This window comes from Streptomyces sp. NPDC034037, assembly GCF_055575715.1.
Map to the genome: position 1 here is coordinate 230,040 of NZ_JBVISC010000004.1, position 11,580 is coordinate 241,619.

9 protein-coding genes are annotated in these 11,580 nt (G+C 74.7%); 2 read left to right on the forward strand and 7 right to left on the reverse strand.

The features are described from left to right. Positions 1–10: 10 nt before the first annotated feature. The 7 genes from serC to ACZ516_RS16345 form a co-directional block, all read right to left on the reverse strand. Positions 11–1,129, reverse strand: coding sequence for a phosphoserine transaminase (serC, locus tag ACZ516_RS16315; RefSeq protein WP_358698315.1), 1,119 nt, complete (start codon positions 1,127–1,129; stop codon positions 11–13). Positions 1,130–1,256: 127 nt separating this feature from the next. Next, positions 1,257–2,477 carry a cytochrome P450 family protein gene (locus ACZ516_RS16320; protein WP_469010702.1) on the reverse strand — a complete coding sequence of 407 codons (1,221 nt, stop codon included), beginning with the start codon at positions 2,475–2,477 and terminating at the stop codon, positions 1,257–1,259. After that, positions 2,474–3,763: a cytochrome P450 gene (locus ACZ516_RS16325; RefSeq protein WP_469010703.1), complete on the reverse strand. Its 1,290-nt coding sequence runs from the start codon at positions 3,761–3,763 to the stop codon at positions 2,474–2,476. Before ACZ516_RS16325 ends, ACZ516_RS16320 begins: the two co-directional genes overlap by 4 nt. Further along, complete coding sequence (locus ACZ516_RS16330) at positions 3,760–4,434, reverse strand: GTP-binding protein (RefSeq protein WP_361078246.1); 675 nt, start codon at positions 4,432–4,434, stop codon at positions 3,760–3,762. The genes ACZ516_RS16325 and ACZ516_RS16330 overlap by 4 nt, the downstream gene beginning before the upstream one ends. Beyond that, entirely contained in the window at positions 4,415–4,771 is a 357-nt protein-coding gene (locus tag ACZ516_RS16335) for a DUF742 domain-containing protein (protein ID WP_358585849.1), read from the reverse strand. The genes ACZ516_RS16330 and ACZ516_RS16335 overlap by 20 nt, the downstream gene beginning before the upstream one ends. 2 nt (positions 4,772–4,773) lie before the next feature. Beyond that, positions 4,774–5,211 (reverse strand): roadblock/LC7 domain-containing protein, encoded by a 438-nt coding sequence (locus ACZ516_RS16340; protein WP_358913057.1) that lies wholly within the window; start codon positions 5,209–5,211, stop codon positions 4,774–4,776. Further along, positions 5,208–7,031, reverse strand: coding sequence for an ATP-binding protein (locus ACZ516_RS16345; RefSeq protein ID WP_469010704.1), 1,824 nt, complete (start codon positions 7,029–7,031; stop codon positions 5,208–5,210). Before ACZ516_RS16345 ends, ACZ516_RS16340 begins: the two co-directional genes overlap by 4 nt. 189 nt (positions 7,032–7,220) lie before the next feature. On the opposite strand from ACZ516_RS16345, the gene ACZ516_RS16350 reads away from it, so the two are divergent. Continuing rightward, positions 7,221–10,121 carry an FAD-binding and (Fe-S)-binding domain-containing protein gene (locus ACZ516_RS16350; RefSeq protein WP_469010705.1) on the forward strand — a complete coding sequence of 967 codons (2,901 nt, stop codon included), beginning with the start codon at positions 7,221–7,223 and terminating at the stop codon, positions 10,119–10,121. Between the two features lie 272 nt (positions 10,122–10,393). Next, positions 10,394–11,362: an EamA family transporter gene (locus ACZ516_RS16355; RefSeq protein WP_469011027.1), complete on the forward strand. Its 969-nt coding sequence runs from the start codon at positions 10,394–10,396 to the stop codon at positions 11,360–11,362. Positions 11,363–11,580 lie beyond the last annotated feature (218 nt).

Below are 11,580 nucleotides of genomic sequence, written 5' to 3' on the forward strand. Positions count from 1 at the left end.
CGGCGAAGCGCTAGAGCTTCTCGATCACGAAGTCGACGCACTTGGTCAGCGCCTCGATGTCCGCCGGGTCGATCGCCGGGAACATCGCGACCCGCAGCTGGTTGCGGCCCAGCTTGCGGTACGGCTCGGTGTCCACGATGCCGTTGGCCCGCAGGGCCTTGGCGACCGCCGCCGCGTCGATCTCGTCCGCGAAGTCGATCGTTCCGATGACCTGCGAGCGCTTGGCCGGGTCCGTGACGAACGGCGTCGCGTACTTCGACTCCTCCGCCCAGCCGTACAGGGTCCGCGAGGACGCCGCCGTGCGGCCGGTCGTGAACTCCAGGCCGCCCTGGGAGTTCATCCACTCCAGCTGCTCGCCGAGCAGGAAGAGCGTGGCGAGCGCGGGGGTGTTGTACGTCTGGTTCTTGCGGGAGTTGTCGATCGCCGTGGGCAGGCTGAAGAACTCCGGCACGTGCCGGCCGGACGCGTGGACGCGCTCGGCGCGCTCGATCGCCGCCGGGGAGAACACGCCGATCCACAGACCGCCGTCCGAGGCGAACGACTTCTGCGGGGCGAAGTAGTAGACGTCCGTCTCGGCGATGTCGACCGGCAGGCCGCCCGCGCCGGACGTGGCGTCCACCAGGACCAGGGAGCCGGCGTCGGCGCCCGCGACGCGCTCGACGGGAGCGGCGACACCGGTCGAGGTCTCGTTGTGCGTGAAGGCGTAGACGTCGACGCCCGCCTCCGCCTTCGGGTCCGGGTGCGTGCCCGGGTCGCTCGTGATCACGGTGGGCTCGGCCAGCCACGGGGCGAGCTTGGCCGCCTTCGCGAACTTGGAGGAGAACTCGCCGAAGCTCAGGTGCTGCGACTTGTTCTCGATCAGGCCGTGCGTCGCCACGTCCCAGAACGCGGTGGAACCGCCGTTGCCGAGGACGACCTCGTACCCCTCGGGGAGGGAGAAGAGGTCCTTGACGCCCTCGCGCACCCGGCCGACCAGGTTCTTGACCGGCGCCTGGCGGTGGGACGTACCGAGGAGGGAGGTGCCGGTGGCGGCCAGGGCGTCCAGCGCCTCCGTCCGCACCTTGGAGGGGCCCGCGCCGAAACGTCCGTCGGCGGGCTTCATGTCAGCGGGAATCCGGATCTCAGCCACGGGTTGAGCCTAGCGGTTTCTGGCACGGGGGCCTTGAACAGTCCGGCGTTTGAGACTCCGCCTCGGGGCTCTGCCCCGGACCCCGCTCCTCAAATGCCGGAGGGGCTGGATTTGGGCCCGGGACTGCTCAGCCGAGTCGTACCGGTAGGGCGTACAGGTCGTTCTGGGTCACCACCGGCTTGTGGTGGAGGTCCGTGGCGGGGACCGCCAGGGTCAGGTGGGGGAAGCGGGCGTAGAGCGCCGGGAGGGCCACGCCCGCCTCCAGGCGGGAGAGCGCCGCGCCGGGGCACACGTGCGGGCCGTGGCCGAAGGAGATGTGGCGGGTGGGGGACGTGCGGGTGATGTCGAAGGCGGCGGCCGTCGGGCCGTGGGCCTGCTCGTCGCGGCCTATCGCGCCGTAGGAGACGATCAGCGCGTCGCCCTTCGGGATCACCTTGTCCCCGACCGGGACGTCCTGCGCGGCGAAGCGGATCAGGACGTGCGAGGTCGGCGTGGAGTGGCGCAGCGTCTCCTCGACCACCGCGTCCCAGCCGACCCGGCCGGACAGGACGAGGGCGAGCTGCTCGGGGTGTGCGCAGAGGTTCACGACCGCGTTCACGATGAGGGAGATCGTCGTCTCGTGGCCCGCCGCGACCATCAGCTGGAGCGTGGAGACGATCTCCTGGTCGGTGAGGTGGTCGCCGCCCTCCGAGGCCTGGATCAGCGCGCTCGTCAGGTCGTCGCCCGGCTTCTCCCGGCGGGCCGCCACGACCTTGCCCATCATGGCCGCCAGCTCGCCGAGGGTCGCCAGGACCTCCTGCGGCGGCGTCTGCGTGGAGAAGAACTTGTCGAACAGGACCTTGAGGCGGGGGTGGTCGGCCTCGTCGATGCCCATCAGGTCGCTGATGACGTACATGGGCAGCGGGTAGGCGAACTCCGCCTTCAGGTCCACCACGTCGGAGCCCGACGCGGACAGCCTGTCGAGCAGGCCGTGCGTCAGCTCGGTGACGCGCTCGCGCATCCGCTCCACGCGGCGCGGCGTCAGCGCCTGCGCGACCAGCGAGCGCATCCGGCGGTGCTCCTCGCCGTCCACCGTCAGCATGGAGCGCCCGGGGTTGGCGAGACCGATCAGCGGCCAGTCGGCGGGGATCTCGCCGCGCCGCCACGCGCCCCACACCTCGATGTCCTTCACCAGCCGCTTGTCGGCCAGCAGTTGGCGGGCCTCGGCGTGGTGCGTGACCGCCCACACCGGCACGCCGCCCGGCAGTTCCACCTCGGCGAGCGGGCCCGCCGCGAGCAGTCGGGCGCTCTCCCCGTCCAGGTCGGTGACGAACGGGTCGAGGGCGATCCTGCCGGGTCTCACGGTCATCTGAGGTCTCCAAACGCTGAGGTCGGGGTCGGGGTGAAGCGCACCGGCAGGTCGGTCAGACCGCGCAGCCAGGGAGAGGGGCGGCGCGTCAGGTCGCCGGCCGGGACGGCCAGGTCGAGGTCGGGCAGCCGGTCGAGGAGCACCTCGATGCCCGTCCGCGCGATGACCTCCGCGACCTCCTGGGCCGGGAAGGGGCAGCGGTGCTCGCCGTGGCCGAACGCGAAGTGGGCGCTGTTGCCGCCGGTCAGCGCCGAACCGTCGGTACGCACCAGCGGGTCGCTGTTGGCGGCGCCGAGGCCGAGCAGCAGCAGGTCGCCGGCGCCGATGGGGCGCCCGCCGAGCCGGGTGTCGCGCGAGGCCCAGCGGCCGGCGACGTTCTGCGTCGGGGTGTCCTCCCACAGGACCTCGTTCATCGCCTCGGCGACGCTGTGCCGGCCGCCGAAGAGGGACGCGGCGAACCGGTCGTCGGTGAGCATCAGCCGCAGCGAGTTGCCGATCCAGTCGGCCGTCGGCTGGTGGCCCGCCGCCATCATCACCATGAGGTCCTGGGCGATCTCCTCGTCGCTGAAGGCGTCCGCCCGCCCGTCCACGTCCGCCTGCCCGGTCGCGTCCGGTTGCCCGTGGTGGAGCATGTACGAGGCCACGTCCTCGCCCGGCGTCTCGTGCTTGTCGGCGATGAGCCGCACCATCGACGACGCCAGGTGCTGCTGGCCCGCCAGCGCCCGCTCCCGGCCGTCGATCATGTCGTTCATGGCCGTGACGAGGGCGGGGCCCTCCTCGTCGGGGAAGCCGTAGACGCGCGCCAGGACGCGCACCGGCAGCAGCATCGCGTACTGGGCGACGAGGTCCGCGGCGCCCTTGCCGCAGAACCGGTCGATCAGCTCGTCCGCGAACGTCTCGGCGTGCGCCTTCAGTTCGCTCGGGTCGACCTCTTCGAGGGCGTGCGCGATCACGGCGGCGCGCCGGGTGTGCCGCTCGCCGACCGTGTAGAGGATGGACGGCTGGCGGTGGCCGATCATCGGCAGCAGCGGCCAGTCGGCGGGGATGTTCGGCCACTGGTTCCACAGCTCGGAGTCGCGGCTGAACAGCACCGGGTCGCCGGTGACCTGGTGCAGCTCGCGGTAGCCGAGCACCAGCCAGGCCGGTATGTCGCCGTCGAGCAGCACGGGCGCCACCGGGCCGTGGTCCCGGCGCATCTCCCGGTACAGCTGCGCGGGTTCGGCGGCGAACCGGGGGCCGGAGAGCGGGACGGGGGAGGGTGCGGCGCCGGTCACGGGGCAGGTCACGGGGCGTTCTCCAGAGGGGCGTTCTGCGGTGCGGCATGCCGCGGCGCGGCATCTCGCTGAGCGGCGTACAGCGTCTTCAGGTGCTCCACGAGCGCGATCAGCACGCCCTTGCTGGAGGTGCGCGAACGCGCGTCGCAGTCCACGAGCGGCACGTGCGGGTCGAGGTCGAGCGCCTCGCGCAGCTGCTCGGTGGTGTGCGCGGGCCCGCCGAAGTCGTTGCGGGCCACGATGAACGGCGTGCCGTGGCGCTCCAGGCGGTCGATGGCGTACCAGGAGTCCGCCAGGCGCCGCGTGTCCACCAGGACGACCGCGCCGAGCGTGCCGGCGAAGAGCCGGTCCCACAGGAACCAGAAGCGCTCCTGGCCGGGGGCGCCGAAGAGGTAGAGGACGTTGTGCGCGTCGAGGGTGATGCGGCCGAAGTCGAAGGCGACCGTGGTGGCCGTCTTGGCGCGCAGCCCCGCCAGGCCGCCCGTCTCGTCGATGCCCTGGCCGGCCTGCGTCATCGTCTCCTCGGTGTTGAGGGGGCGGATCTCGCTGACCGAGCGGACCAGGGTCGTCTTGCCGACGCCGAAACCGCCGACCACGACGATCTTCAGGCCGTTGTCGGCGGTCGCTGCCGGCGCTCTTCGGCCGGTGCCGGCCGGTGTGCGGTCAGAGGTTGCGGAGTCCAACGAGCACCTGCTCCAGGAGTTCGGGATCGGGAAGGCTGTGGGCGGGGCCCGAGCGGGGGTGGCGGGCGCTGACGCGGCCCGCGTCGAGCAGGTCGGACAGCAGGATGCGGGTGATGCTCACCGGCAGGCCGAGATCGGCGGCGATCTCCACGACCGCCGTCGGCAGGCGGCACATCCGCAGGATCGCGGCGTGCTCCGACTGCATGCCGGGCACCGGGTCGCACTCGGCGACGACGAGCGTCACCAGGTCGAAGGGGGCGTCGGGCGCCGACCGGCTGCGGCCCTGGGTGAGGGTGTACAACCGGTCGGGGGAGTCGTCCCTGCCGGGGCGGCCCACGCTCATGCGGTGGGCCGGCCGCCGGTGGCGCGGGGCGCCGCGCGCAGATGCTCGCCGAGCTGCTCGACCAGCTCGCTCATGGTGTGCCCGACCAGGCCCGCGTCGGCGTCCTCGGCGGCGATGACCGCGAGGTGCGCGCCCTCGCCGGCCTCGACGATGAAGAGGATGCCGCCGTAGAACTCGGCCATCGCCGAGCGGACCCCGCCGGTGCCGTCGCCGAACTCGGCGGACGCGCCGTGCGACAGGGACTGGATGCCGGCGGCGATCGCGGCGAGCTGGTCGGCCTGGTCGACGGAGAGCTCCGGGGTGCGGCACAGCTTCAGGCCGTCCCGGGAGAGCACGAGGGCGTGGCGGGCGCCGGGGGTGCGCTCCAGGAGGCCCACCAGGAGCCAGGTGAGCTTGTCGTCGGTGGTGGGGGCGGGCGTGGTGCCGGTCGTCATCGGGGGATGTCGCCTTCCGGGTGCTGGGCAGGGGCGGGGGTCTCCGGGCCGCCCGACGGATCGGTGGTGTCCGGGGCGGGGGTACGGACGGCCTGGCGGAAGCTGCTGAAACGGGCCGCGGTGCTCGCGGCGCCGGCGGGGCGCGGCCGGGGGTTCTCCCCGGTGTCACTGTCGAGCCGGCCCCGCTCGGCGGCGGCGAGGGTACGACCACGACGCCGCTTGGGGAGGGGCGCCTCGGACGCGACCACCGCCTCCGGCGCCGGGTCCTGGGCCGCCGTCGGGTCGGCGTCACCGGGGGCGGCCGGGGTCGCGGGCGCGGTGGCGGGGGACGCGTGTGCCGGGGCCGGTGCGGGGGTGCCCGGGGTCGCCGGGAGCTGCGCGGGTGGGGTCGCGGGCGCGGTGACGGGGGACGCCTGCGCGGGGACCGGTGCGGGGGTGCCCGGGGACTGCGCGGGCGCGGTGACGGGGGTGCGCGGGGTCGCGGGCGGGGTGGCGGGGGACGCGTGCGCCGGGGCCGGTGCGGGGATGCCCGGGGTGGTCGGGGACTGCGCGGGCGCGGTGACGGGGGTGCCCGGGGCCGCCGGGGGGAGTTGCGCGGGCGTGGTGGCGGGGGGACGGGTCGCGTCCGAGGGGCGGGAGAGCAGCTCGTGCGGGATGAGCAGGAGCACGCCCGTGCCGCCGCGCGCCGACGGGCGGAACGACACCGTCAGGCCGTACTTGCGGGCCAGCCTGCCCACCACCGCGAGGCCGAGGCGCGTACCGGTCAGCCCGCCGAGGCCCGTCGCCTCGCCGGACACGGCGCGCTCGGCGCGGCGCTGCTGCACCGGGCCCATCACCAGGCCGCTGTCCTCGACGGAGACGATGACGCCGGCCGCGACGTCCTCGATGTAGACGTGCACCTCGGAGGTGGGCGGCGAGAAGTTCGCCGCGTTGTCCAGGATCTCGGCCAGGGCGTGCATGACGCCCTCGGCGGCGTGGCCCGCGACCGCGACCTCGCTGGCCGAGTGGACGCGCACCCGCTGGTAGCCGCCGATGCGGCCCATCGCGCCGCGCAGGATCGACTCCATGACGATGGGCCGGGCCCAGCGGCGGCCCGAGCGGGCGCCGGTGAGCACCGCCACCGAGTCGGCGATCCGGCCGGCCTGCGCGGTCCTGTGGTCCAGGTGCAGGAGGTCGGTGAGGACGTCCTCGTCGGCGTGCCTGCCCTCCATCTCGCGCAGGTCGGCGAGCATGCCGGTGGCCAGCGCCTGCATGCGGCCCGCCGCGTTGGCGCAGGCGGCGAGCGCGGCGGCGCGCTCGGACTCGGCGGCGCGGGCGCGGCGCGTGAGTTCGGCGCGCACCCGGGTGTTCTCGGCGGTCAGCTCGGACCGCAGGCGGGTGTTCTCGGCGGTGAGTTCCGCCCGCGCGCGGGCGTGCGCGGAGGTCAGTTCCTCCCGTATCCGGGCGTTCTCGGCGGTGAGGTCGGTCACCTCAAGCGCGTGCGCGGCCGTGAGGCGGGCGTGCTCCTGGGTGAACTCGGCCGACCGAAGCGCCTGTTCCTGCTGGAGCCGCGCGCTCTCCTGCCGCTCGGCGGCCAGCCGGCGGCGGGCCAGCGCCTGCCCGCGCAGGGCGTGGAAGGCGACGGTCACGGCGGCGCTGAGCGCGAGCGCCGCGGCGCCGGCACCCCAGGCCAGCGGGGTCCGCGCGGACGCGGGCGCGAGCGTGACGGCCGTGCCGGCGAGCACCGCGGTGACGAGGAGGCAGGCCAGCAGGACGTATACGGAGGGGCGCAGCGGAGGGCGCTCCGTCCCGGGGCGCGCTAGGGGGGTTGGCGCGGTCATCAATCGGGGTCCTCGATCGGAAGCGACACACTCTGCTCGGACGTGCTCGGTCTTGTCCGGGGCACTGCTCAAGTTCTGGCCACTATAGGAGAGTTGATGCATGTAGTGGGAATGTTCCGTTCCGGATCGTGACATATCGGGAGCGGCGGGGTGCCCGCGGCGGCCGGGAGCGGGGGCATCCTGGACCGCATGAGCCCTCACGACGGTGACCTCGGCGGCGATCCCGGCGGCGATTTCGGCGGTGCTGCCCCTGGCGATCCCGGCGGCCTGGAGCGGGAGCTGCGCGCGGCCGTACGCGGCCCCGTGGACCTCTCCGTGACGGCGCGCGCCCTGCACACCATGGACGCCTCCAACTACCGCCGGGTGCCCGCCGCCGTGGTGGCCCCCCACGACGCCGACGACGTGGCGGCGGCGCTCGAGGTGTGCCGGCGGCGCGCGGTGCCGGTCGTGGCACGCGGCGCGGGCACCTCGATCGCCGGGCAGGCCACCGGCGTCGGCGTCGTCCTGGACTTCACCCGGCGGATGAACCGCGTCGTCTCCCTGGACCCCGGGACGCGCACGGCCGTCGTGGAACCGGGCGTCGTCCTGGACGACCTGCGGGCCGCCGCGGCCCCGTACGGCCTGACGTTCGGGCCCGACCCGGCCACGCACAGCCGGTGCACGCTCGGCGGGATGATCGGCAACAACTCCTGCGGGTCGCACTCCGTGGCCTGGGGGACCACCGCCGACAACATCCACGGGCTGACGGTCGTCGGCCCGCGGCGCGGTCCCGTCCGCCTCGGCCGGGGCTGGGACGGCGCGCCCGACGCCCTGCGCCCGCTGGTCGAGGCGCACCTGGCCCTGCTGCGCACCGGCTTCCCCGACCTGCCCCGCCGCATCTCCGGCTACGCCCTCGACGCCCTGCTCCCCGAGCACGGCGTGGACCTCGCCCGCGCGTTCTGCGGCTCGGAGGGCACGCTCGGCGTCGTCACCGAAGCGGTCGTACGACTCGTCGAGGCGCCCCGCGCACGGGCGCTCGCCGTCCTCGGGTACGCCGACGAGAGCGCCGCCGCCGAGGCCGCGGCGGGCCTCCTGCCGTACGGGCCGCTCACCGTGGAGGGCATGGCCGCCGACCTCGTGCGCGACCCCGCGCAGCGCGGCGCCCTGCCCAGGGGCGGTGCCTGGCTGTTCGTGGAGACGGGCGGGGTGAGCGCGGCCGAGGCACGCGCGCGTGCGGACCGGGTGGTGCGCGCCGCCGACGTCCTCGACGCCGTGGTCGTCGACGACCCGGCGCGGCAGCGGGCGCTGTGGCGGGTGCGCGAGGACGCCGCCGGGACGGCCACGCGCATGCCGGACGACGGGGGCGAGGCGTGGCCCGGCTGGGAGGACTGCGCGGTGCCGCCGGCCCGTCTCGGCGCCTACCTGCGGGACTTCCGGGCGCTGCTCGCCGAACACGGCCTGCGCGGCACCCCGTACGGGCACTTCGGGGACGGCTGCATCCACGTACGCGTCGACTTCGACCTGATCAGCTCCGAAGGAGTGGCGCGGTTCCGCCGCTTCTCCGAGGAGCTGGCGGAGGTCGTCGTGGCGCACGGCGGGTCGCTGTCCGGCGAGCACGGCGACGGGCAGGCCCGCGCGGAGCTGCTGCCGAAGATGTACGGGCCCGAACTCGTCCGCCTCTTCGAGCGCGTGAAGGACGCCTGGGACCCGGCCGGGCTGCTCAACCCGGGCATCCTGGTGCGGCCCGCGCCGCTCGACGCCGGTCTGCGCTTCGCGCCGCTGCCGCGCGAGCCCGTCGACGTCACCTTCGGCTACCCCCACGACGGCGGCGACTTCACCGCGGCCGTCCGGCGCTGCGTCGGCGTGGCCAAGTGCCGTACGACGACGGTGACCTCGCCGGGTGAGGTCATGTGCCCGTCGTTCCGCGTGACGGGGGAGGAGGCGCACTCGACGCGGGGCCGGGCGCGGCTGCTGCACGAGATGCTGGCGGGCGAGGTGGTGACGGACGGCTGGCGCTCCACCGAGGTCAAGGACGCGCTGGACCTCTGCCTGTCCTGCAAGGGCTGCCGCTCCGACTGCCCGGTCGGCGTCGACATGGCCACGTACAAGGCGGAGTTCCTGCACCACCACTACGCGGGCCGGCGCAGGCCCGCCGCCCACTACGCGATGGGATGGCTGCCGCGCTGGCTGCGCGCCGTCGCCGCCACCCGCACCGCGCCGCTCGTCAACGGCCTCGCACGCATCGGCCCGTTGGCGGCGCTCGGCAAGCGGCTCGCGGGCATCGCGCCGGAGCGGCCGGTCCCGGTGGTGGCACGGCGGACGCTGACCCGGTGGTGGCAGGGGCGGCCGGGGGCGGGGGCGCGGAATGCGGAGCCGGGGGTGCGGGGGGCGTCGGGGGCGTCGGTGGTGCTGTGGCCCGACACCTTCACCGAGCATCTGTCGCCGTCCGTGGGCCGGGCCGCCGTACACGTCCTGGAGGCGGCCGGGCTCACCGTCATGCTGCCGCCGAGGGGCGTGTGCTGCGGGCTCACGTACGTCTCGACCGGGCAGCTCGATCGCGCCCGGGCGGTGCTGCGCGCCACGCTGGAGCGCATGGCGCCGCTGCTGGAGGCGGGCGCACCGGTCGTCGTCCTGGAGCCGAGCTGCGCGGCGGCGCTCCGGACGGACCTCGTGGAACTGCTGGGCGACGACCCGCGCGCCCGGCGGCTCGCCGCGTCGGTGCGGACCTTCGCGCAGGCCCTGGAGGAGCTGGCCCCGCGCTGGCACCCGCCGCGCGTCGGCCGTCCGGCGGTCGGTCAGACGCACTGCCACCAGCACGCGGTCCTCGGCGACGCGGCGGAGCGGCGGCTGCGGGCGAGGGCCGGCCTGGAGGGCGAGCTGAGCGGCGGCTGCTGCGGGCTCGCGGGGAACTTCGGTTTCGAGCGCGGCCATCACGAGGTGTCGGCGGCCTGCGCCGAGGAGCAGCTGCTGCCCTCGGTGCGCCGGGCACCGGGCGACGCGGTGGTGCTGGCCGACGGGTTCTCGTGCCGTACGCAGCTGGAGCAGCTGGGTGGGGTACGGGGGCGGCATCTGGCGGAGGTGCTCGCGGAGGCGCTTCGGCCCACCCGTTGAGCACCGGCTCACGCTTATGCGTGCCGTGCATAACCGGCGCCCGATCGGCATTTCACGCCGCCCGCGCGCGGTCGTACCGTCGACGTGCGGGCGCGGGCGGCGAGCCCGGCGACAGCCAGCGGAAAACCGTTCCGCTCCTCCGCCCCGAGTCCATTACAGTGGACGATAGAGTCCAACGTGATGGACTCCATCATGGATGGCGGCAACGGCAGAAAGGCTCAGGCGTGAACGTCTCGCGCAGTGATGAAGCGGCACCGGCGGCGGCCTCCGTACTGGCCCAGCAGCCGGAAGTCGCCGGCGCGGCGACGACCGCCGAGGCCTCTGGGGCCTCTGGGGCTCCCGGGGCCACCGGTACTCCCGCGACGCCTCAGGGCGGCCTGCGCGCCAGGTTCGGCCCCATCGGGCTCGTCCTCGCCGGCTGCGTCTCCGTGCAGTTCGGCGGCGCGGTCGCCGTCAGCGTGATGCCCCGCGCCGGGGCGCTCGGCATCGTGACGCTGCGCCTGGTGTTCGCCGCGCTCGTGCTGCTCGCCGTGTGCCGCCCCAAGCTGCGCGGGCACGCGCGCGCCGACTGGGGCACGGTCGTCGCCTTCGGCGTGGCCATGGCGGGGATGAACGGCCTCTTCTACCAGTCCGTCGCCCGCATCCCCATGGGGCCCGCCGTCACCCTCGAAGTGCTCGGGCCGCTCGTGCTCTCCGTCGTCGCCTCGCGCCGCGCGGTCAACCTCGTCTGGGCCGGGCTCGCGCTCTGCGGCGTCTTCCTGCTCGGCGGGGGCGGGGGCTTCGGCGGCCTCGACCCGGCCGGTATCGCCTACGCGCTCGGCGCCGGCGCCATGTGGGCCGCGTACATCGTCTTCAGCGCGCGCACCGGACGCCGCTTCCCGCAGGCCGACGGGCTCGCGCTCGCGATGGTGGTCGCGGCGGTGCTGTTCCTGCCGCTCGGGATCGCCGAGTCCGGGGCGAAGCTGATCGAGCCGGGCACGCTGGCGCTCGGCGCGGTCGTCGCCGTGCTGTCGTCCGTGCTGCCGTACACCTTCGAGCTGGTCGCGCTGCGGCGGCTCCCCGCGCACACCTTCGCGGTCCTGATGAGCCTGGAACCGGCGCTGGCCTCCCTCGCCGGGTTCCTCGTCCTGAGCCAGGCCCTGTCCCTGACCGAGGCGCTCGCGGTGGCCCTGGTCATCGCGGCCAGCATGGGCGCGGTGCGCACGCAGGTGGGCCGACGCAAGACGCCGGAGCGCGGCTGAGCGGTCGGCACGCGTCCCGACCTCCCGGCGGACCCGGCTGCGCGCGCCGGCCTTCGTCGCGGGGGTGGACGCGTGCCGGTGTCCCTGACGTCCGGGGCTTTCCCGGCGGCCGGGGCGCCCGCGCTCGCCGTAGTGGTGCCGTCGCCTCCAAAATTCATGCAAGCACGCTTGCTTGTTTCTCGCCGCGCTGCCATGCTCCCAGGCACCTCCCCACGCTC